The following is a 23,837-nucleotide window of genomic DNA, read 5'->3' as shown; positions in this document are numbered from 1 at the left end:
AGCTGCACTCCCCTTTTCATTAACAACAATCAATTCGTTTACCGTCTTCTGTCAACCGAAGGAGTTTCTCTTGTTGAGACGGGACAGATTCTAAAATACGGACAACTAACGGATAGAGTGGATGATCTGTATTTAAATTGTAAAAGACCCATTGATGGCGTTTATTCTCTTTTATAAGACCGACATCCTTTAACTTACGTAAATGTTGACTAATTGCAGGTTGACTCATCCCGAAGAGTTCGACGAACTCACACACACAACACGAATCACCTTCTAACAATTTCAACATCGTTAACCTTGTTTTATCACCCATTAATTTAAGAATTGCTGCTGTTTCTTCTATAGTTAACATCATATTCGCTCCTTCAATAGATAGTATATAACCAAACTCTTATATAATCAATTACTTATATTTAAATTTACAAAACTTTAATAAATATACACTGATGAACATTCTAGATGACTATATGTTTCATCATCTAACAAACATCTCGTTCTTTCTCTCTATCTTATCATAGCTTAGAATGATTTTCCTTGCATCTCCTTTGAATCAAATTCATAATAGTAAGGGTAGGAAAAAATAGAAATTAAGGGGTCGGTTTAATGGTGACAAATCACCGGTTTAGTCTTGGCGAGGAGATTGCAAATGCCGTAAGTCATGGTATAGGTATGTTGCTGTCCATCTCTGCACTCGTCATTTTAATTGTCTTTAGCTCACTTAACGGCACTTGGATACATGTCGTAAGCTTTACGATTTATGGTGTCACGATGGTGTTTTTGTATACGTCGTCTACGTTGTTACATAGTTTGCCTAATGGAAAAGCAAAAAATGTGTTTGAGGTACTCGATCATTCATCGATTTACTTTTTTATCGCGGGTTGTTATACCCCGTTTATGCTCATTGCCGTGCGCGGAAGATTAGGTATGACCATTTTTATTTCCGTTTGGGTCATTGCTATTTTAGGGACGATTTTTAAAATCTTCTTTGTTCAACGTTTTGTGATTGTCTCAACATTGATTTACATTTTGATGGGTTGGTTAATTGTGTTTGCATGGGATGATTTAGTAGCTAATGTACCAAAAACAGGGGTGTTGTTACTCGTTATTGGAGGGCTACTTTATACTATTGGCGCTTTATTTTACATGTGGCGCTGGTTTAAATATCATCACATGGTTTGGCATTTATTTGTCCTCGCTGCAACGATTGTCCATTTCTTTAGTGTGTTATTATATATTTTACCGATTGATATTTCTTGAATATTCAACCGCTCATCGCTCTTACGAGCTATTAAAAGCGGTGAAATAACTTATCTATTTTAAACTAAATATTTCTTGTAAACATTCTAAAACGAAGTAAAAGACACGGCGGTGATGATCACTGCCGTGTCTTTTACTTATCTTTCAGTTCTAAATATAATCAAAAGCTGGCTGTCTAACCTTTATGAAAACCCTGCTTAATCAGTTGACCTCGACTTAGTTCAAACTGTGTGAGCTGGACCTTCAAATGATTCGTAATTTTTTTCAGTGCTTGATACTCAGCTTTAGTCACAATGGAAATCACTTGGCCATCAGAAGAACCTAAGCGTCCCGTCCGCCCAGCACGGTGAACATATTGATTCACTTCTCTTGGAATATCCATTTGTATAACGGTCCGTAAATCATCGACGTCTAATCCTCGACTACTCACATCCGTCGTCAACATCACCTGAGAATCACCCTGTTTAAAACTCTTAATAGAATTTTTACGTAAGTCTTTATTCAAATCACTATGCAACATGAGCGACTCTAAATGATGATACGTTAACCGCTCATATGTCTTTTCTAGAGCGTCAATATCATTAAAGAAGACAAGTGATTTTTGTTTATCCGCATGAATCAATTTACGCAATTGATCAAACTTTTCTCTTTTTTCACATAAGATATAACCGTGCGTCACATCCGGCAAAGTTAACTCTTCACGTTTAATCTGAATAAATTCAGGTGCGTTCATCCATTCAGCTAAGACATTTCTGGCATCGTTGCTGACCGTCGCCGAGAAACAGGCAATATGGCGTGATTGATCCGTACTTAAAATAACCCGGTCAATCGCCGGCAAATGATCAGGCGTAATTAACTGATCGACCTCGTCTAACACGATGGTTGTAACTTTGTGCATTTTTAGTTTTTTTTGATTGATTAATTCAGCCATTCTCCCTGGAGTCCCTACGACAATATGCGGTTTTTTTTTCAACTTTTCTATTTGTCGTTTAACATTAGCACCGCCAATGAGTGCTTGCGCGCGTAATGTTGACCCTTCTTTTAGCTGCTGAATCAAGTCAACTATTTGCATGACTAACTCATGACTAGAGGCAAGAATGACCGTCTGTAGATCTAATGTATCCTCGTTTAACTTATTAAGTATCGGTAATAAGTAAGCCAAAGTCTTGCCACTACCCGTTGGTGCAGTAACAATCATATCTAACTGGCTATCAAAATAAGGCATCACCCGTGTTTGGACAGGCATAAGTTCTGATATCCCCTGTTTTGTTAATGCCTCATGAATAAATGGTTTAAATAGTTCGTTCATTCTAACGACTCCTTCACTTCTTCTGTTTCATTCGATCATTTTAACTTATGACACGCCCAGTATACCATACCTCAGCGGAGTGCGCCTTATACATTTTTTTAATGACCAACGTCATTATCACACAACGTTAAACTTTTACGAACAAGTTTGTTTTTAAATAAATATAAACGTTGAGTTGTACGTATATATGTGTATAATATAAAGTAAACGCTTACTTATTAGGAGGTTTCTATGCGACAACGATATCGAATCACCCTGTTGATTGGCTTACTCTTACTGACCTTTCTTTCTCCCCCAGTTATTGCGGGTAATCCGGTAATTAAAGACCGTTTTTCCGCTGATCCAGCGGCGCTTGTACATGATGGAAAAATATATCTTTATACCGGCCACGATGAAGCAACACAATCAGATAACTTTTTCGTATTAAAGGAATGGAACGTCTTCTCTAGCGAAGACGGTATTAACTGGACGTTAGAATCTGCTATTCCACGATCAACGTTTCGATGGGCGATTCATGACTCGGCTTGGGCATCACAAGCCATTGAACGAGATGGGATATTTTACTGGTACACAACGGTGCACAATTCCGGCACACATGCACCAGGCTATGCGATTGGTGTCATGACAAGCGAGACACCAACGGGTCCATTTGTGGATGCACTTAATGAACCACTTATTGATTCGGCAATGACAAACGCACCTGAGTTTATGGGGAATGTCCCATGGGACAACATAGACCCTACCGTCTTTATCGATGATGATGGCAGTGCTTATCTTTATTGGGGAAATACACATCTGTACTACGCGAAGCTAAAAGACACGATGACGGCACTCGATGGTGAGATTCACCAAATAGAGATTGAGCATATGCCAGGTAACTTTACTGAAGGCCCCTTTATCTTTAAACGAGAGGATCTCTATTATTTAACTTTTGCTTATAACTACCCAGAAGAAATAGCCTATGCCACCAGTCACTCACCTACAGGCCCTTGGATTTTTCAAGATAAGATCATGGATAAGATACCCAACAGCGGCACAAGCCATCCTGCGGTTATTGAATTTAATGACGCATGGTATTTTATTTATCATAATACCGCCCTTGCAGGGGGCGGAGAATATCGCCGGTCTGTCGCAATTGAACCGATGCATTTCTATGAAGATGGCGCGATTGCAAAAGTGACGCCTACGGCCTCTGGAATAAAACAAAAAAGCGTTACCATTGCCCCAAGCGACACTGACTTAATGTTAAGACAAGTCACACATGCACTCAGATTAGCTGAATCAGATCTCACACACCATGATTATCGCTGGCATGAAACAAGCGGTTTAACTGGTGAAAGTGGCACGGTTTCGTATCAAATTAATAACAATCCCGGTGTTTATTTAACGATTAATGAACAAAATCAGCCCGTCTTATCACGTCATGACGGATCATCGGACTTTAAAATGCGTGCGAGTTTTATAAAGAACGAACACGACTTAGGTATATCGCTCCAACCGGTCACAAACGATACCCTCTACCTAAGCACAGTTGAAAATACGTTAACTTTTCTCCCTAAAGCTGATTTAGATATTTCCATGCAGACTTTTATCATCGAATCAAGGCCCTATATTGTGCCCGAACAAAAAAAGCCGCTTCGTAATTTAACAACAACGGCTGAAACAGATGAAGAAATAGCGGCTTTAGAAGAACAACAGACAGAAAACACGCCTGATGATAGCGTAAATAACGCGTTAAGGATAGGGTGTTGGTTACTATTTAGTATCGTTATAACGCTTATTGTCATCCGCTTCACATTTAAAAAAAGGACGAAAACAACCCCCTAACACGCCAAGTTTAGGGGGGGGATTTTTCTACTATTTATTCTGCTCAAGAACAGCTTGGAGGCCTACTGTCTTTTCAGCTTCTAAAACAAATGCAATACCTTTACCAGGTTTAGCTAGCTCACAGTCTTGTTTGATGCCTTCTAGTACTTCCAATGTCCGGTCTTTTTCAATTAAGGTGAGTACAAGGTCTTTTTCTGGTTCAATCAACATGTTAAACAGCTTCGTTTGTTCGTGCACACCCGTCCCTCGGGCTCGAAGAATCGTCCCGCCGTCTGCTCCGTGTTTTTTCGTTGACTCTACCACTTCTTCCGCTTCCCCACTATTGATAATTGTGATAATTAAATCATAGCGCAATTCATCCAACATGGACTCATCTCCCTTTCTTCTACTACAATCCGCAATCTCTGAACCACTTAAAGCAGTAATACCGAGTACACTCTTCACATCAAGTGCGACGACAAGACCACGGGTATCTTTTCCTAGATTTGCATGTTGAGCAAGCGTTTCAAAAATGACTGGAAACATCGCCTCATCAACAATCGTTAAAATAACTTCCCGCTCTCTATGGGTCGGAATACCAAAGATTCGCAAGCGTTCATTCATACGAAATCCTTCCGCCAATAAAATCGTACTCCCCGTAACACCTTTAGCACGTATTCTAGAGACAAGTTTTTTTGCTTCACCTTTTTTAACAATCGTCATAATTAACTTTTGATCATTAATTCGCTCCACTACGACGCCCCCTTTTTTCCACCCGCATATATACGACCTAATAATAACACTGAAAGAATTGGCGCTAAAGCAACAAGAGCAATCATCCCAAAACCATCAATTAAGGGATCTCTTCCTTCGGTTACTCCAGCTAAGCCCACAAATAAACTCAGCATAAAGGTTGAAATCATCGGCCCTGTGACAATGCCACCTGAGTCGAACGCAATCGCTGTAAAAAGTTTAGAACTCTTACTTGCTAAATAAAAACTCAATAAGTAGCCGGGTAACACAAAATACCAAATAGAAAAACCAACAAATATTCTAACAATCGATAACATAATCGATAAACCGACGCCGATGGAAATAGTTACAAGTAACACACGCCTTGGGATAGCCCCAGCGGATATTCTCTCAACTTGTTTCGTTTGTACTTGTAAGGCCGGTTCTGCAAAAGCCGCAAAAAATCCTAATATAAAACCGATTGGAATAAATATGTAGCGATTTGAAAGACCACCAATAACCTCTCCCATCATTTCACCAATTGGCATAAAACCAACATTGACGCCTTGAAGAAAAAGAGATAAACCAACATACGTTAATAAGAACCCCATTAATATATCACGGACTCTTGGCCACTTCAATCGCAGGAAAAAGATTTGAAAAATCATAAAAAAGATTAACAGTGGTAGAAGGGCGTAAGTCACATCAATTAGTACATCCGTAAATCCATTAAAAACATTTATCATCCGTAAATCACCCCCAACAACAACACCGCAATGACCGGTCCAACACTCGCAAGGGCAATGAGGCCAAAACTTTCACCACTATTTGCTTTTTTACTCAACACACTCGTCACACCGACTCCTAAAGCTAAAATGAAAGGTACCGCCATGGCGCCTGTCGTTGCACCACCTGCATCAAGCGCAATGGGCACAAACGACTTTGGTGTCATTAAAGCTAAGAGAAAAATCGCGAGGTAGCCCCCTCCCAGTAATTTAAGCAATGACACATTAACTATCATCCTGAGTAAAGCAAGCGCCACAAAAATACCGACACCAAGTGAGACAAATAAAAGCAACATGACGCCTGGCACTTCACCACCAGAGACAAATTCCACTTGATTACTTAATACTTGTACGCCTGGTTCAGCGACGGTAACGACAAATCCAAGTAAGAAACCAAAGGTAAGTATAAGTGAGAGCTTTCCTGTTTTAGACAAACTCGAACCGACCATCTCCCCAACGGGAGATAAGCCGACCTCAACGCCTAATAAAAACAAGTAGATCCCTACACTCGCAAGGATTGCTCCAAGGATAAAATCAATAAAAACCTCCATCGGTAGAAAAACGACGGTAAATTGTAAGATCGTAATTAACATCGATAATGGTAAAAATGATTTAAGCACGTCAATCAACGTTTCTTTTAATGTGGACACAAAGTTGCCCCCCTTCTCTAATAATTATGTATTTAGTTCACTATGTATCTTAATTTTCTATTCCCTCAACTGTAAAACTTAAACATTAAGGTTAGCACATTAACGAATCATTTACTTACCATACCATGCTTTTGTCTCCATTGCTATGTAAACACCTTAGAACAAAAAACTTAATGCAAACGCTTTCTCAATTGATTTTATGGTAATTGTCGAATCATAAGAATATATCAGCCCATTTAATTGATTTTAAATAAACTCTTGCCTAACGCTTACATTTGTTTTACAATACTAACTATCAACTTGCGCAAACGTTAGCGCAAATGATTATACAGACATAAATTAGATAAGCGGAGGGATACATCATGAAAAAATTTGGTTCTTTTGACTTCTGGCAAAAGCTAGGTAAAGTCTTATTAGTTGTTGTCGCAGTTATGCCTGCGGCAGGTATTATGATTTCTTTAGGAAAAGTCGTTGCCATGTCCGGTGGTGACATACAGTTACTCCTTGGGATTGGCCGTGTGATGGAAGAAATGGGTTGGGCCATCATTGGTAACTTACATATTCTTTTTGCGGTCGCTATTGGTGGTTCTTGGGCAAAAGAGCGTGCCGGCGGTGCCTTTGCTGCACTTTTATCTTTTATCCTCATCAATCGAATTACTGGTGCTATCTTTGGTGTAAACGCCAACATGGTAAATGACGGTGAATCAGTGATCACTTCACTCTTAGGTAGTGAACTGGTTGTTAGCGATTACTTCACAATGGTTCTTGAAGCACCTGCCCTTAATATGGGTGTGTTTGTCGGTATTATTTCTGGTTTTATTGGCGCGGTTGTTTTTAATAAGTACTACAACTTCTCAAAACTTCCACAAGCCCTCGCCTTTTTTAACGGGAAGCGCTTCGTGCCATTTGTCGTTATTTTGTGGTCAGTCATCGTGGCTGTTGTTATGTCGATTGTTTGGCCCTTCATTCAAGGTGCCCTTAACAACTTTGGTGAATGGATTGCTGGTTCACGTGACAGCGCACCGTTTATTGCGCCATTTGTCTTTGGAACACTCGAGCGTCTATTATTGCCCTTTGGCTTACACCATATGTTAACCGTACCAATTAACTATACCGAACTCGGTGGTATGTACACGATTCTCACCGGGGCAAATGCAGGTGAGATTGTCGCCGGACAAGATCCTTTATGGCTTGCGTGGGTATCGGATTTAAATAACTTAAGACAAGCAGGTGATACCGCCGGTTATGAAGCATTATTAGCTAGTGTTACTCCTGCGAGATTTAAAGTTGGTCAAATGATTCTTTCAACATCAGCCCTTATTGCCGCTGCTTTTGCGATGTATAAAAATGTTGATGATGATAAAAAAATAAAATATAAATCGATGTTTTTCTCAGCCGGTCTTGCTGTATTTTTAACCGGTGTAACAGAACCGATTGAATTTATGTTTATGTTTGCAGCACCTCTTCTTTACGGTGTGTATGCGATTATTGCAGGTTTAGCTTTCGCTTCTGCTGACTTAATTAATTTACGTGTGCACACGTTCGGTAACATTGAATTTCTCACACGCTTACCGATGAGTATTAATGCTGGTCTTGTAATGGATATTGTCAATTTCATCATCGTTAATGTCGTTTTCTTCTTTATCACTTACTTTATTTTTAATTTTATGATTAAAAAATTCAAACTACCAACACCTGGTCGTTTAGGTAACTACACAGATGAAAACGGGGACCAACAAGTGTCATCTAATAACACCAAGGAAAGTGCAGGTTCGAATGAAGTGAAACGAATCGTTGAACTACTTGGTGGTAAAGAAAATATCGACGAAGTGGACGCTTGTATGACTCGCTTACGCGTAACAGTAAAAGATAGAGAAAAAGTAGGCGATGAGAAAGCGTGGAAACAAACAGGTGCTCTTGGCCTCGTCTTAAGGGACAACGGTGTTCAAGCGATTTACGGACCAAAAGCCGATGTGTTAAAATCCGAGGTACAAGATTATTTAGGGGAGTAACCGATGCGATTATTAACATTAAACACCCATAGTTACATTGAAGATTATCAGATGGAAAAGCTTGACACATTAATCGAAGCCATCATTATGCATGATTATGATGTTATCGCTCTACAGGAAGTGAATCAGCGACTGGATGCACTTGTTCTAAATAATGGCCCAATTAAACGAGATAATTTCTGTCATGTGCTTGTTAAAAAATTACAAGCACGTGGGGCGGATTATTCTTATTACTGGGCAAAAGCTCATATTGGCTATGATATATATGAAGAAGGTGTGGCGCTTCTAACTAAGCATCCTGTCATCACCTCAGAAACATGGCCACTCACACAAAGTACAGATCCACTCAATTGGAAAACACGTGTTGCTGTAAAAATGTCCATTGATTATAAGGGTGAGGTCATAGATATTGTCTCGACACATCATGGCTTTTGGAATGATGACTCAGAGCCTTCTAAACATCAATTTGATCGGTTATTTAAACACATTAATAACCGAATAACAACATTTATTCTAGGCGACTTTAATACGGATGCTTGTGTCAATGATGCTGGATATGATTACCTCATCACACACGGTCTTCATGACACATACCGTCTTGCAAAAGTAAAGGACAGTGGCATAACTGTCCCCGGGGCGATTGATGGATGGAAACATATTGACCACCATCAAAGGATTGATTACATCTTTGTTAACAAACCTCTGCCCGTGCTGCATTCGCGTGTTATTTTTAATGCTGATAACTTTCCTGTTGTTTCTGACCACTTCGGGGTCGATGTCTTCATTGATTTTACCTAACCGTTAACGCGCTCGTGATACGATAAAACACCTCTACTTATACCTATAAGGTTTAAGCAGAGGTGTTTTAATTCTCCTGTGTCCCATTAACAAACTGTTCAATGAGAATACGTTGGTCAAGTTTTATTTCTTCTTGTAACCGGTCATGAGTCTTTTCAAATAAGAGTGGCGTTAGTGGAACCCCTTTATTTATATCAAACATCGTATTATGCCAATGGCGTCTGGCATATAGGTCCAACATTGACGGGCGACCTTCTGCTTCTTTACTTAAAAGGCGATTGTAATACAGTGTGAGATGCTCTTGGTCGAGCATTGGGTGTGATGATTCATGGAATATGTGATAGTTTTGGTCACGCGTCATTGCTTGTAATAAAGCGAAAGCCGTTTCTTTGTAGTGACTTTTTTCACTCATTAACGCTACTAAGCTCCCTTCTCTATCCATGCCACTTAATCCAAATGGTAAATCAGTCATGCGCCAGTTCCCTTTTTGTTCTGGCACCCATTGTTTTAAATGATCCGCTCCATATGAAGGCATTTGAAACATCACAAGCTGATCGTTTTCTAGCAGCCATTGTCCGTGGTCACTCCAAATGGATATACCTGGTTGAAGATTTGCTAGATATAAAAGCGCAACAGCTTCTGTTACTTGTAAAAATGAGCCTGCTGTGTACTGGTAGCTGTAATCACTACTAAACGGATAACTTGTTCTTAACCCAAGTTGTACTAACGCTTGATTGGATTCAAAAATATAAAGGTTATCTTCTGAGAGCACCTTTGCTAGCGTGAAATAATTCCCTTGTTTTTCTATGAACTGAGCCAATGCTTCTGGCTCACTTGGAAACCCGAAACTATCCAATATATCATGGCGATAATACGTCACATAAGGGAAAAACGTCACTGGTACGCCGTACCGTTTATTTTCCAAATTCACATAGCGATCCATCAGTGCCCTAGGTAAATCATGATAGATACCATGATCATTTAAGTATGAATTAAAATCAACAAAGCCATCAATTTCTGAGAACAGTCCAACAAATTCATCCGGCAACAAAAAGAGATCTGGTGGACGCTTATACGTTAACGCTTCGTAAAAGCGATCAATGACTTCTGCCTGATTAATTACCTCTACTTTAAGTTTAAGTGTGGTTTCATGCTCAAAAAAATAATCCGTTGTGCCTGTAAAAATATCTTTTGTTGTCCAAACGAGCAACGTATCATCTGGCTCAGGCGGCTTATCCTCTAGCGCTTGAATAAATGTATTCTGATACTTAACAGGTTTTTCTTCACACCCAGCGTGAATCACGATGACGCTAAAAAATAAAACGATATATATTAACCATCTTCGCCACATAAGCACACCACCTTCCACGCTTATTTTCGTCCTTTTGATATCCGCTTATCTTCATACATCGCTTGATCGGCAATATGCAATAACGTCTCAAACGTCGAACCATCTTCTGGCATGAGACTGAGCCCAATACTTACACTTAAGTGTCTCTTATCATCTTGAATCATAAACGGCGCTGAGAAAGTTTTCTTTAATATTTTCGTGAAAAAGGATACCTCTTCATGACGATCACGTTTTAAAATAGCGACAAATTCATCACCAGCTAAACGGTAAAATCGCACTGGAAACTCTGCCTCAAGCGCAACTAAGCGCAGCGCAACATCCTTAAGTAACTGATCGCCCTCTTTATGACCATATTGGTCATTAATGTCTTTAAAATCATTTAAATCCAGAAAGAACAAACCGAAACAATCGTTCCGATTCACCTTCTTTTCAAGCGTATGATAAAATAACCGCCGATTCGGTAAATCTGTCAACGAATCATGATGCGCTACATGGTATAACTCTTGTCTTGACGCATTAAGTTCAGATGTTTTTTCATTTAGCTCTCTGTTTGTTTTGGATAATTCTTTAAACATTAAGCGTAATTGTTGATCAACACGCGTTAAACGCTCTGTGAGTATTTTCACTTCTAATATTCGGGTCTGGGGCACTGCGGTTGCTCGGTCTGTCATCATGCTCCTTGGAATTTGTTCTGCCATCACTGTAATCCCTTCTATTTGCCCGAGTAAGATACGTTCACTTAATAACCCAATCACAAAAGACGTTAAAAATACAGCAAACATCAACATGTGATAATGATAGATACGGGACATGCTTTGAAAAACCGCTGTATCCATGGCTATAAAATACTCAACCGGACGGTCCAATACATGAAAGGTGGCCATGTAATAACCATTGTACCAATCCCGAGGCGTGAGCCCCTCACCAGATAACCACACGCGATGATTGTCACGCGTTTGAACAGAACCTGTCGTAAGGGTGTCGTTAAAAACTGAAAAGCGATCCGCTTCACTTGAATGTAAAAAGCGTTCCCCATTCTTATTAAACATGTAAACGGATTCATTACGTGAAGCAATATGACGATCAATGACTTCTGTCAGGCGCCCCCGATCAATTGCTGAACCAAGCTCTAAGCGCTGAATTTCTGTCTCATCTAAACGCTTGATTTGTTCATTTAATACTTCCTCAAGTGCCATCACGCGTTGATCAAAACTCTCAAGCATTTGTTGTTCTAAAGCAATGGACTGAACAATGGTAATAATAACAAGTGGTACGATCGCGACTATGTTCACACCCATAAAAATGAGTTGATTAAAACGAATAGAATCTCGATTCTTTATTAATTTCCTTAAAAAAGGCACTTGAGGAATAAGTATGAAGAGCGTATCAACAAACAGGCTAGTAAAAAGTAACATCAGCCAATAAGATAACGCTTCGATTATATAGATGAACTGTAAAGCATCGTTATCAACCATGACACGTATAATTATATTGGTCGCTATATAACCCAAAGCACCATAAATAATGGCCCATGTAAATAAGTTGCGTTGATATTTTCTAAACAGAAGCCCTATGATAATGACATGGCTAATCATTAATGTATGAAAAATCAATGGGTCACCAAGAACCGTTAACACCACGCTTAAGACGCTTGTAAGAATAAGGGCATGTTTTAGTGTCAAGACCCTTAGTGCTAAGATTGGGACAAAAAAATACAGCGGTAAATACAAACTATATGACAATTGAAAATCCCACACTCTCAAAACGACACCTAGAATAAAAAGTAAGCTACATGTCCCTATCGTTTGATACTTTATCATCTCTTACACCTCCCACGTTGGCGTAGTAACCGAACCATGATTTCCGCTATTTTTAATATGTATAAATATGCGTCTACTAACTAGGCAAACCACAATAAAAAAATCGACCCAAATAAAGGATCGACGGAAAGAATCAAGTGTTAGATATATCGGTAACCCAGCCGTCATGGTTTTAAATTCACCGAAGACCTGAAGCTTTGCGTCACTATTTTTCAATAGCTTTGCCCTTATCATAGTCTTATCGTAACACACAATATAAAAAAATCCACTATTTCCTGGAGAATTTACAGTATTTCGACTTAAAAAATAGCAGGCATGCCATTAATCTGTCATATCCTTCTCTAGTCTTAATTATTCAGGTGAGTTTTTCTATAATATGTTTTAAAATTGTTTCACTAACATCAATATCTGTTGCTTTAAAAATGTTCTCAATATGCGCATTCGAATTAACCTCACAAATAATCGGCTCGTCATTAGCACCAAATAAGAGATCTACGCCAGAAAAATCTAGGCCTAAAGCTACAGAAGCAGCGATGGCAGATGTTTTAAAACGTTCCGGCACATCAACTATCAGCATCTCCCCGCCATTTGTGACATTCGCCCTAAAGTCAGTCGCTGATTTTCTCATCATACTAGCGACAACTTTATCTCCAACGACGTGTATGCGCATGTCTTTGCCATGACTTTCTTTTATATATTGTTGGTAAATATGAGGTTCGAGTTTTAGGCGCTCGCTTATATCTTCTAACGCTTGTCTGTCATGAATTAAATATACACCCATTCCAAAAGACCCATAGCTTTTCTTTACTACAACCGGGAAATGAAGCGTCTCTTCCACATAGTTTAAAAAGTGTTTTGGGAACGGTGATTCTGTGTCAAAGATAAGTGGCGCGATAAGTGTTTTAGGCTGTTTGATGCCTTTTAAGGCAAGTAAATGATGCATAAGACCTTTGTTGTCACATGCTTCAATCGATTGGCTAGAGTTGAATACTGGTAAACCACACGCTTCTAATTGTTTAGCGAGTAAGACATCTTTATCAAGAAACAAGACAAAATCTAGTGTGTTAATTGAGACAAGCGCAATGTGTTGATTCGATAAAAGAATGCCTACCTCACTGTTTGTTTTTACCGTTAATGTAATACCGAGACTTTTAGCCATCTCTATATAACGGTGATGCGTTTCATGAAATTTTTTAGAATTTAAACTACCATTACAAATTAACCATCCTCTCATCTTACCCATCCTTTCTATTTTTATCTAAATTAGCCATTTTTAAAGAAATACTGACTAAAAAAACAGCTTTATTTCAATATTTTTTTATGTTTTATCTTCAATTCTCTCTTTTTAAGACGACATAATCAATAGAGAGAAAATAACTACACATGCAAAGGGGAAAACAAACATGACACGTTTTAAACAGATCAAATTTTTATTACCAACTTTTATGATGCTATTACTCGTATTACCCGTGGCGATTTCAAGCTTTATTTCCTATCAAAACACTGAAATTATTGAGCTCGCCATTATTGAAAAAGAAGAAATGGCACAGCTCGGTTCACGCTTTGAAAATACATTTACTGATTATGAAGAGAAAATTGAAGCATTTAGTCAACGGAACGATTTTAAACTGAATCATTCAAGTACCAATAGTGATTCAAGCATCAATTTCTCACAACTTCCACCGAGTAATGATCCCGCACTTACAACCTTCTACCGTGAGACTTTATCTGACTTAGCTGAAGGTGACACTTACATTGTCAACCTTTTTATCGGTGCATCTGATGGGGCTCTTTACTTACACAGCATCCCTGATGCTGATTTATCTCAATATGATCCACGCACGACAGAGTGGTACCAAGAGGCTGTCACAGCAGGCGATACGATTTGGACACAACCCTACATCGACACAGCAACGAGTCGGTCGATTATTACGGTCGCAAGACCCATTACAGAAAACGGTGAAATAATCGGTGTTGTTGGCTTAGACTTTGATATGGCCGCACTTGCTGGACTTGTTCGCTATGATATTTTAATAAGCTCCCTTATTACTGTCGTTGTTGCGATAATTATCGGTCTTATTATTGTCTTTTATTTCGTTAGAAATATCAATCATAACTTACAAACTGTTGCCTCTGAAATGGATCAACTGGCACGTGGTGTCATAACAGATGAAGATGTGACGGTTAAAGGCGATAACGAGTTTAAACAACTCGCAAACCGTGTTAATGACATGAAACACCAGACAAGAAAAATGTTACTCGATATTAAGCGCGCAACCGATCAAGTCGCCAGTCAATCACAGACCCTCTCACAAGCTTCGGAACAAGTACGTGAAGGCAGTGAGCAAATCGCGGCAACAATGGAAGAAATTTCAAGCGGTAGCGAGACGCAAGCCAACAGTGCCAGTGACTTAGCGATGACAATGGAACGCTTCACCCACTACGTGAGTGATGCTACAAACGATGCTAATGATATCGATGAGCGCTCAACACATGTCCTCACCTTATCAACAGATGGGACAAAACAAGTAAAAGATTCTATTACACAAATGAAAAACATTGAAGCTATTGTCAAAGAAGCTGTAAAGAAAGTTGAAGGATTAGAAAGTAAAGCAACAGAAATTGGATCAATCGTTGGTGTTATCCAAGACATTTCTGAACAAACCAACCTTCTCGCATTAAATGCGGCGATTGAAGCCGCTCGTGCTGGTGAAGAGGGCCGTGGATTTGCGGTCGTTGCCAATGAAGTAAGAAAACTTGCTGAACAAGTTGGCGCGTCTGTGACAGATATCACGTCCATCATTGATGCGATTCAGCATGAATCAAAAAGCGTGGCAACATCACTTCACCAAGGCTATGATGCCGTTGAACATGGCTCTAATCAGATGAATCAAACAGGACAAGCTTTCGATACGATCAAAACGTCGATCTCAGACATGGTCACAAGTGTCAGCCGAATCGTTGACGATCTATCTAAAATTAAAACAGAGACAGCTGATATGCAAAAATCCGTTGATGACATTGCCGCTGTTTCTGAGGAGTCAGCAGCTGCTGTTGAGGAAACGGCTGCCTCTGCAGAAGAGACGAGTAGCTCGATGGAGGAAGTTTCACGAAGTGCTGATGAACTGCGCCTACTCTCTCAAGAATTAGAAGCTGATGTGAATCATTTTAAATTGTAAGAAACAAAATAGAACGAACCATTTACTCAAGATTCAACTACAGACATGTTTTGTCTGTAGTTGTTTTATTTCTTTTAAAAAGGGAATGGTGTATACTACGAACACTTAAAGTTTCATTAACTATTTGTTGAGGAGTGACGGTATTATGACAAAAAAAATAAGATGGGGTATTTTGAGTACGGCTGGCATTGCTCAGTATCACGTGATTCCTGCCTTTAAACGCGCTGAAAATGCAGAAGTTGTGGCGATTTCAAGCTTGAGTGGGCGGGCAGAAGAAGTTGCGGAGGCGTTTGGCATAGAAAAAGCGTATGATAGTTATCACGAAATCCTTGATGATGATGCCATCGACGCTGTTTATATTCCGCTACCAAATAGTTTGCACAAAGAATGGGCGATTCGGGCGGCTTATAAAAACAAACATATTCTCGTGGAAAAACCCATTGCCTTATCAAGCACTGACGTGTTAGAGATTAAACAAGCTTGCCTTGACAATAATGTCATCCTGATGGAAGCCTTTATGTATATGTTACATCCCCAACATCAACGTGTGAAAACATTGATTGAAGAAGGGGCTATTGGAGAGGTCAAACATTTTGAATCGACCTTTACCTTTTATTTAACTGATCGCGATTCTAATATTCGAATGGAAAAAGATCTCGGCGGTGGCAGTCTTTATGACGTTGGTAGCTACAATATTCATGCTATGCGCTACATTTTAGATGATGAACCAAAAAGCGTCAGTAGCCAAGCCGTGATAGATGACGTGACGGGGGTAGATCTGTCAAACGTCAGTTATTACACTTTTGATTCAGGGGTGACGGCTACCTTAACGAGTAGCTTTGATCACTTTCATCAAAACGCTTACCGCGTCATTGGCACTGAGGGCATCATTACCGTTCCTTATGCTTATCGGCCTGACAATCACGGGGGACTTGGTGAAGTTATTCTAACAACAACCGCCTATGAAACAACAGAAACCTATATGAATGATTTATATCGAGACGAAGTTGAACATATCTCCTATGCAATCTTAAATAATCAAGCGCCTATCAATACATTAACAAACAGTTACCGCAATATGCGCGTACTCGAGTTAACTAAAGAGGCTTTTACAACTGGGAAAACCGTTTTAATTGACCCAGATGAATAATCCCCCCATTAAATACAAGCACCTGTCATCTTTTTATGACAGGTGCTTGTTGTGTGAATTCTGAAAAAATGGTTACACAAGATCCATAAATACGTGATACATTTTTTCGTTGATTTTATTTTTACCGGCAAAGATCTCGTCAAATGTATGATAGGTAATCTCATTTTTCTCCATACCTAAAGCAACACCACTAATGCCCTCTTCAATCAATTCAATGACGCGATGCCCCATACGACTCGTAAATACTCGGTCAAACGCACTTGGTGTACCGCCTCGCTGAATATGCCCTAAAATTGTCGCACGCGTATCAAGACCTGATAGTGCTTTTAGTTCCTTTGCTACTTCCTCTGCACTACCTGCCCCTTCTGCGACAATAACGATACTGTGTGATTTCCCGCGATCAAAGCCTGCCTTTAATTCTGCCGCAATAGCTTCCAAGTCATACGGTACTTCAGGTATTAAAATAGCATCAACCCCACTACTAATACCTGCTTGTAAAGCAATGTCCCCGCAGTGACGTCCCATTGCTTCAATGACACTCACACGTTCATGGCTGCTCATCGTATCACGCAAGTTACCAATCGCATCTGTGACAACATTAAGTGTCGTATCAAAACCAATCGTGTAATCCGTAAGTGGAATATCATTATCAATCGTACCTGGTAAGCCAAATGTCTTGATTCCATGCTTTATGAGCACCTGTGCGCCTTTATAACTACCATCACCGCCGATGACAACAACATAATCGATGCCGCGTTTTTGTAAATTCTCCACGGCAATTTTTTGTCCTTCTGGCGTCTTAAATCTTTCCGACCTGGCAGACTGGAGAAATGTCCCTCCTCGGTAAAGGATATCACTCACGTCTTTCGACACCATTTTGAAAAAGTCATCGTTCATTAAACCTTTAAAGCCTCGCTTTACTCCGTACATTTCATATCCGCGACTAAGACCTGTTCTAACAACGGCTCGAATTGCACTGTTCATCCCCTGTGAATCACCACCGGATGTTAAAATCGCTATTTTTTTCATATGAACACATCCTTTCCCGTGTACTTTTCCCTCTTTATCCATCATTTAATCCCTCGCATTGAAAAAATACATAAAAAAACATGCCTAAAATTGACATGTTTCTTCATGTTATTTTTCATCTGTCATTTGCTTAAAAGTCAAATCAAGAGCTAATGCATCTTTTGGTGCTGGTTTTTGAATCAAATACCCTTGCGCTTTATCCGCATAGTTATTTCTTACGAAGACGAGCTGATTCAATGTCTCTACCCCCTCAATTACCACGTCAAAACCAAACAACTTTGCCATATGAATAATCGCCTCAACAAACTTTGCATCAACATCATCACCCGTTGATTGACGAATAAATGCTTGGTCAATTTTCACTCGGTCAAAGGTGAAATTTCTAAGTTGACTTAAACTAGAGTAGCCGGTCCCAAAGTCATCAAGTGCGACCTTGACACCAAGCGATTGAAATGTTTGAATCGTCTCTTTAGCATGTTTTACTTGATTTAGCGCAATGGACTCTGTAATTTCAATACAGACATGCTTCGGCGATAAACCTGCATCACTAATCAATTGATTAACTATATCAAGAACATTTACCTGGTTAAACAGATGATACGACATATTCACAGACACTTCTAAATCTGTATAACCCGCATCATGCCACCTTTTCGTCTCATTGAACGCTTGTGCCATCACGACTTGATCAATTTGGCTCAGTAAACCAAATTCTTCTGCTTCACTTAAAAAGTGATACGGTGTTAATAATCCTTTTTCAGGATGTTGCCAACGCACTAACGCTTCAACACCTGTGACTTTCCCTTGACTAAAACTATATTGTGGTTGATAGTACACAGTAAATTGTTGTTCCTCAATCGCTTGATTTAATTCATGAACTAGACCTAAGCGTGTCAATAATTCGCTAGAATTAGAGCGCTTAAATAAACGCACCGTATTTCGTCCTTCTCGTTTTGCTTGATACATCGCCTGTTCAGCATGTTTAATCAATTGTTCAACCGTATCTTCTGGTTGCCTAGAAAAACGCACGCCCCCACTAAGCGTTAAGTAAAGGATGTCATCTTCTACATGAAATGGATCATGTCTAAGCGTAAGCAAACGGTCGTGTATCTCTTTGATTAACACTTCTTCTTCAAGGGCTCCTTGTACAAAGACGATAAACGTATCACCACTAAAGCGGCCAACCAAAGCGCTTTCTTTAAAAAGACGACTCAATCGCTGGGCCATCTCTAAGATGACCTTATCTCCTGCATCATGCCCGTATCCGTCATTAATGTATTTAAAACGATCGATGTTAAACAACATAAAGGCAAACGGTTCGACATTCGTTTTTAATCTGTCGTCGATTAACTCTCTTACGTATAAATGATTAGGTAGTCCTGTTAATTGGTCGTAATAAGCCAGTTGATGAATTTCTTTTTGTCTTTCAACTTTATCTGTCTCGTCACGCATAATACCAATAAAATACGTCTCACCATCGTGATTGATTTTAGTAATTGTTAATTCAGCATAAAAAACCGTGCCATCTTTTTTACTATTAATTAAATCTCCTGTCCACGAGCCTTTTTCCTTTAGCGCTTGTTTCATCTCTTGGTAGCGTATCCGCGGTGTCAAATGGGACTTTATAAGACTCGGCCTTTTACCTAACGCCTCATCAAATATATAACCTGTTATTTTTTCATATGATGGGTTTACCATCATAATGCGTTCTTTTTCATCGGTAATAATTAAAGCATCATTTGTTTTTAAAAACAAATGCCACATGGACTCTTCGTCTTCCGCGAAAAAGGAAAAAGCACGCTTCATTTTATTGTTAACTTGATTCATGATGCGTCTCCCTCTCTTTCGATAGGACTAGTGTACCAAAGGTTTGACAATTAATCGATCATTTTTTACACCACCCATACATTTTATATTAAAAAGAAAATCACACTAGCTAAAATAATGATGAGCGTTATCACGAATATTAGTGGGACAGACCGTGAGATACTGGCAACCTGCACTTCTTTGTAGGCGATCGGGTTATCTCAGTACTTTTAGCTTCTTATATTTCTGTATCAATGTTCTTTTCCTCAATTCGAGATAAATAAGCAGAAATATCATTTGAACCATCGCTGGGCTATAGCCATAACGGTCTCCTAATCGACTTTAATTGCTTTTGTCGTCTCTTTAAACGTCTCTACATCTTGATTTTAAACATATATTTCAATCATTTATAATTCCATTCTTATTCACCTATCAAAAAGCTGTTCTAACCCTTATCGTGATGTCGGTTGATATAGGCCGTCACTTCATTTAAAGGCATCGGCCTTGCATAATAATACCCTTGACCAAACAGACATCCTAAGTCTTTTAGTCGTTGTATGCTGTCAGTGTTTTCAATTCCTTCAGCAATGACTTGTAATCCTAAATTTGAGCCAATGTCAAGAATGGTTTTTATAATATTCTTAGAACGCGGGTCATTAATCGCAAAGACAAAAGCTTGATCGATTTTAATCGTATCTACAGGTAATTCTTTTAAAACAAATAAAGACGAATAACCTGTCCCAAAATCATCCAGTGATAGTTTTAATCCGAGCGCTTTTAATTGTTCCAATTTGGGTAACACATCATCAACTTCCATCATTGCCGATTCTGTCAATTCAAGTTCGATAAATTTACTATCAAGTTGATGCTTATTAAGCAAAAAATTAATCTGCGCATAAAAGTCTACTTGCTTTAATTGAATAGCTGACACGTTAATTGATACGACGCCAAAAAAATCATGTTCTGTTTGCCATTGCTTAACGTGGTGAAACACCTCATCAAGCATATAATAACCGAGGGCATTGATTTGACCTGTTTCTTCCGCAATGGGAATGGCTTCTCCGGGTGAAATAAACCCAAATGTCGGATGATCCCACCTTAACAATGCCTCAAATCCAATGAGCGCTTCCGGCTCTAACATATATTTAGGCTGATAATACACTAAAATTTCTCCACGATTGACCGCAAACTTTAACTCATTTTCAATTAATAGACGACGGTCTAATTGTTGTTTTAACAAGCGGTCGAAGAAAAAGTATTGATTTTTACCAAACGACTTTGCTTGGTGCATCGCTTGTTCAGCCATTTGAAGTAACTCATGCCCTTTTCTACCATCTTTAGGCGCTAAACTAATACCTATACTAGCCGTCACCGTCATTTGTTGTTCGCCAAAGTAAATCGGCTCAGCAAGTGATTCAGTCAATTGTTCAATCAGTGCAATCAATTGCGGCTTATCTTGATTATAGACAAGTAGGACAAACTCATCGCCACTTAGGTGATATAGCATCGCAGATTGGTCTAAATAAAAAGCTAGTCGGCTGGCAACTTCTTTTAAAACAGCGTCCCCATAGTCACGTCCAAGCGCATCGTTTATAATTTTAAACCGATCAAGATTAATCACGACCAGTGCTAATGAGCCTTTAAGGCGAATGATTCGTTTGAGAATATTTGGTAAGTCGCGAAGTAAACTTGTCCGATTTCTTAAGCCCGTCAGTGGTGTTAAATACATGATTTCTTCGTATGAATTCAACAATTCGGTGTTTCGCCTAACAACAAGCAATTGATAACTAATTAAAACAGCCATTAAAACGAGGACGGCAACGGATAGGGCATTTAAAGTCGGATTCACAATAGTACGCGTCGTAATCGTAAACAATAAAATCCAGACATACGGTAAGATGCTACTCTCATGGTCAACTATGCGTAGGACGCGCCAGCGGGCGTCTTCAGGTCGGTGCCGAGATAAGTAGGTTGCCGCTAACATATTAAGTAAGGCAAATACCCATAAAACGTCTGTAAATTGACCAACAACGTACGTATCTTCGATCATCTGAATGACGTATAACACTTCGGCTAGGGCTTGTGTCATAAAACCTAAAACAAAAAATAAGTTCATCCGTCTTTCATTTGAACCTATCGTTAGAAAGTAAAGCACAATCGACGCCATCATTAAAAGCACACTGAGAAACGGTTCTATCACGAGGACAAAAAAACGCCATATTGTCATATCTCCTGATACGACATACGGTTCAAATACAAAGTGAAACACTAAACTAAAGATGATAATAATCAAAGTAGTAATATGAAATAAGTACTGATACACATGTTCTTTGTTACGTAGTTGAATAATCTTATACATAATCGCAAAAAATAAAAAGGGATACATCATAACCCATAAACCGAATGATAGTGGGGTAGAAATAACAGGCTTTCCCTGAATAAAAGCAAACGCCCAAACCACATATGAAGCAGTATAAAAGAGCATCCCAATAAAATAAGCTACCCAAAACTTCGTATCATCTCTTCGCCTTGTTTTTAATAACCGGAAGACATGATATAAAATAGCTATAGATAAGCCAAGCGGGATAAAGGTACCTAACACTTGTCTAATAATCATATAATCACGCATGACTACAAAGACTAATTGTAGTACCAACGCAAACATGATATTTAAAGTTAAAAAGCGTTTAGCCATTCATCTTACCTCCTTCTTCTCACAAGACAAAAAAAACCGACTAGGTCAGATGAATTGTCTTATTCAACATTTACCCTTTTCTTGCATAGACTAGTCATGTTCAATAGTTTTATTTTATAGAGGAGGCGTTCATTTGTCACCATTAATTTATTTCCATGCGGCTGAAACAGCGAAAGGTCGACGTGACTATTTATCAAGTCAACTACAAGGGATAGACAAAATCGTTGAAGTTAACGAACCAACCCGTTATGAAACATCGCGAATGTTAGAAGAAATATTGTTGATGTGGGAAAAGGACTATCAAGAAAGCAACCCATCCCTCAGAAACACCCCGCCTATCGAATGTTTGCTTGACCCACTCAATCCGAGACTAAAACTTGCGGTGATCAACCGCGAAAAAAAAGTTGCATGCGTTACACCGGTAAGATTAATAACTGAAGAGCTACGCGAGGATTATTACCACGCATTAAAAACGGCGTTATCATTACACGACGCGCTCGAAGCTATTTATATCGATGTCACTGACTTCGATAAATTAAGCAACTTTTTCAATCAATTTATTAAAGAACATATCACAGACCTTGCCACATCGTCCTCATTAAATAGACAACCAAAAACATTTCACCGCTTTTTAGGTTCGATAACAGCTTACGGAACGATTGACTTTATTCCCAAACTGACAGAAACAATTGGACATCGCTTTTTCATAAAAGGACGTGCTGGTACTGGGAAATCCACTATCTTAAAAAGAATTGCTCAAGAGGCACACGCTGTTGGATTTGATACTGAAGTTTACCACTGTGGTTTTGATCCGGACAGTTTGGATATGGTCATCATTCGTGCACTGGACTTGGCGTTTTTTGATAGTACATTGCCCCACGAACATTTCCCCAATCGAAAAGGCGATGAATTGATTGATTTTTATGGTGACTTCATCCCCAAAACGACAGACGAGGACAATCAGCATGACATTAATAAATTAAATAACTTAATTGGCAGTGAAATAAAAAAAGCCATTAAAATTCTCCAAGAAGATGACCAACGAAAAAAAACACTTGAAAACACTCAACCAGCCACCGTCCTTGCTTTCAATCAGCGCTTACGTCACTATATAGATAAACTTTAGTAAACAGCGTAGTGAACTACTCCCACCACTTACCACCCTTACGGGTTGCTTGAAGTGGGGGCTTCTTGGGTAATCGCCACTTTTGATAGCTGACGAAATTGACCAAGCTAACCCTCTTGTTCCAAGAGTTTATATTTTCATTAGGCACTTGCTAATAAGTGAATACCTTCTTTTTTGATATTGAGTGCTGAATTATAATCTCTATCAAGGTTTAATCCACAATCACATCGATAAGTGCGCTCTGATAATTTGATTTCTTTTACAAAACCACAGTTAGAGCAAGTTTTTGTAGAGGGGAACCATTTGTCTATTTTGACAAGCTGTTTTCCTTG

General features: G+C 39.1%; 19 protein-coding genes and 1 riboswitch. Of the genes, 7 read left to right on the top strand and 12 right to left on the bottom strand.

Annotation, left to right across the window (positions count from 1 at the left end):
- Positions 1–19: 19 nt before the first annotated feature.
- A complete protein-coding gene (locus BM163_RS06650; RefSeq protein WP_307725326.1) occupies positions 20–352 on the bottom strand; it encodes an ArsR/SmtB family transcription factor in 333 nt (110 codons plus the stop codon).
- Positions 353–603: 251 nt separating this feature from the next.
- Between BM163_RS06650 and trhA the strand changes: the two genes are divergently transcribed.
- Positions 604–1,257 carry a PAQR family membrane homeostasis protein TrhA gene (gene trhA / locus BM163_RS06645; protein WP_089801449.1) on the top strand — a complete coding sequence of 218 codons (654 nt, stop codon included), beginning with the start codon at positions 604–606 and terminating at the stop codon, positions 1,255–1,257.
- Between the two features lie 175 nt (positions 1,258–1,432).
- Here trhA and BM163_RS06640 read toward each other — a convergent pair whose 3' ends face one another.
- Positions 1,433–2,566 (bottom strand): DEAD/DEAH box helicase, encoded by a 1,134-nt coding sequence (locus tag BM163_RS06640; RefSeq protein WP_089801446.1) that lies wholly within the window; start codon positions 2,564–2,566, stop codon positions 1,433–1,435.
- 231 nt (positions 2,567–2,797) lie between these two features.
- Here BM163_RS06640 and BM163_RS06635 point away from each other — a divergent pair, with 231 nt between their 5' ends.
- Positions 2,798–4,393, top strand: coding sequence for a glycoside hydrolase family 43 protein (locus tag BM163_RS06635; protein WP_089801444.1), 1,596 nt, complete (start codon positions 2,798–2,800; stop codon positions 4,391–4,393).
- Positions 4,394–4,423: 30 nt separating this feature from the next.
- Here the strand turns inward: BM163_RS06635 and BM163_RS06630 are convergent, their stop codons facing one another.
- The 3 genes from BM163_RS06630 to BM163_RS06620 are packed head-to-tail and all read right to left on the bottom strand — an operon-like array spanning position 4,424 to position 6,539.
- Positions 4,424–5,125: a P-II family nitrogen regulator gene (locus BM163_RS06630; RefSeq protein ID WP_229675522.1), complete on the bottom strand. Its 702-nt coding sequence runs from the start codon at positions 5,123–5,125 to the stop codon at positions 4,424–4,426.
- Entirely contained in the window at positions 5,125–5,850 is a 726-nt protein-coding gene (locus BM163_RS06625) for a DUF1538 domain-containing protein (RefSeq protein ID WP_089801442.1), read from the bottom strand. The genes BM163_RS06630 and BM163_RS06625 overlap by 1 nt, the downstream gene beginning before the upstream one ends.
- Positions 5,847–6,539, bottom strand: coding sequence for a DUF1538 domain-containing protein (locus BM163_RS06620; protein WP_089801441.1), 693 nt, complete (start codon positions 6,537–6,539; stop codon positions 5,847–5,849). The genes BM163_RS06625 and BM163_RS06620 overlap by 4 nt, the downstream gene beginning before the upstream one ends.
- A gap of 362 nt (positions 6,540–6,901) precedes the next feature.
- Between BM163_RS06620 and BM163_RS06615 the strand changes: the two genes are divergently transcribed.
- Both BM163_RS06615 and BM163_RS06610 read left to right on the top strand, forming a co-directional pair.
- A complete protein-coding gene (locus BM163_RS06615; RefSeq protein WP_089801439.1) occupies positions 6,902–8,551 on the top strand; it encodes a PTS transporter subunit IIBC in 1,650 nt (549 codons plus the stop codon).
- Positions 8,552–8,554: 3 nt separating this feature from the next.
- Positions 8,555–9,349 (top strand): endonuclease/exonuclease/phosphatase family protein, encoded by a 795-nt coding sequence (locus tag BM163_RS06610; protein WP_089801437.1) that lies wholly within the window; start codon positions 8,555–8,557, stop codon positions 9,347–9,349.
- Between the two features lie 67 nt (positions 9,350–9,416).
- On the opposite strand, the gene BM163_RS06605 is transcribed toward BM163_RS06610, so the two are convergent.
- The 3 genes from BM163_RS06605 to BM163_RS06595 form a co-directional block, all read right to left on the bottom strand.
- Positions 9,417–10,700, bottom strand: coding sequence for an ABC transporter substrate-binding protein (locus BM163_RS06605; protein WP_143088190.1), 1,284 nt, complete (start codon positions 10,698–10,700; stop codon positions 9,417–9,419).
- Positions 10,701–10,720: 20 nt separating this feature from the next.
- Positions 10,721–12,520, bottom strand: coding sequence for a sensor domain-containing diguanylate cyclase (locus BM163_RS06600; RefSeq protein WP_089801433.1), 1,800 nt, complete (start codon positions 12,518–12,520; stop codon positions 10,721–10,723).
- 148 nt (positions 12,521–12,668) lie between these two features.
- Positions 12,669–12,756, bottom strand: a riboswitch (cyclic di-GMP riboswitch).
- Positions 12,757–12,875: 119 nt separating this feature from the next.
- The gene (locus BM163_RS06595; RefSeq protein ID WP_229675521.1) at positions 12,876–13,754 is read right to left on the bottom strand and encodes an ATP-grasp domain-containing protein; all 879 of its coding nucleotides are present in this window, start codon (positions 13,752–13,754) and stop codon (positions 12,876–12,878) included.
- Positions 13,755–13,923: 169 nt separating this feature from the next.
- Between BM163_RS06595 and BM163_RS06590 the strand changes: the two genes are divergently transcribed.
- A complete protein-coding gene (locus BM163_RS06590; protein WP_089801429.1) occupies positions 13,924–15,699 on the top strand; it encodes a methyl-accepting chemotaxis protein in 1,776 nt (591 codons plus the stop codon).
- A gap of 145 nt (positions 15,700–15,844) precedes the next feature.
- Positions 15,845–16,849, top strand: coding sequence for a Gfo/Idh/MocA family protein (locus BM163_RS06585; RefSeq protein ID WP_089801427.1), 1,005 nt, complete (start codon positions 15,845–15,847; stop codon positions 16,847–16,849).
- Between the two features lie 72 nt (positions 16,850–16,921).
- Here BM163_RS06585 and pfkA read toward each other — a convergent pair whose 3' ends face one another.
- The 3 genes from pfkA to BM163_RS06570 all read right to left on the bottom strand — a co-directional run bounded on the left by pfkA (position 16,922) and on the right by BM163_RS06570 (position 22,379).
- A complete protein-coding gene (gene pfkA / locus BM163_RS06580) occupies positions 16,922–17,878 on the bottom strand; it encodes a 6-phosphofructokinase (protein ID WP_089801503.1) in 957 nt (318 codons plus the stop codon).
- Positions 17,879–17,986: 108 nt separating this feature from the next.
- Positions 17,987–19,705, bottom strand: a complete 1,719-nt coding sequence (locus tag BM163_RS06575; RefSeq protein ID WP_089801426.1) for a bifunctional diguanylate cyclase/phosphodiesterase — start codon at positions 19,703–19,705, stop codon at positions 17,987–17,989.
- A gap of 424 nt (positions 19,706–20,129) precedes the next feature.
- Complete coding sequence (locus BM163_RS06570) at positions 20,130–22,379, bottom strand: putative bifunctional diguanylate cyclase/phosphodiesterase (RefSeq protein ID WP_089801424.1); 2,250 nt, start codon at positions 22,377–22,379, stop codon at positions 20,130–20,132.
- Positions 22,380–22,512: 133 nt separating this feature from the next.
- Between BM163_RS06570 and BM163_RS06565 the strand changes: the two genes are divergently transcribed.
- Entirely contained in the window at positions 22,513–23,505 is a 993-nt protein-coding gene (locus tag BM163_RS06565) for a hypothetical protein (RefSeq protein ID WP_089801422.1), read from the top strand.
- A gap of 140 nt (positions 23,506–23,645) precedes the next feature.
- Here the strand turns inward: BM163_RS06565 and BM163_RS06560 are convergent.
- The coding region (locus BM163_RS06560; RefSeq protein WP_143088189.1) for a zinc ribbon domain-containing protein at positions 23,646–23,837 on the bottom strand (192 nt) is incomplete at its 5' end.

This window comes from Halolactibacillus alkaliphilus (assembly GCF_900115465.1).
Classification (GTDB): Bacteria; Bacillota; Bacilli; order Bacillales; family Amphibacillaceae; genus Halolactibacillus; species Halolactibacillus alkaliphilus.
Note: the sequence above shows the minus strand (reverse complement) of the source record. Positions and strands in the feature narration are given on the sequence as shown.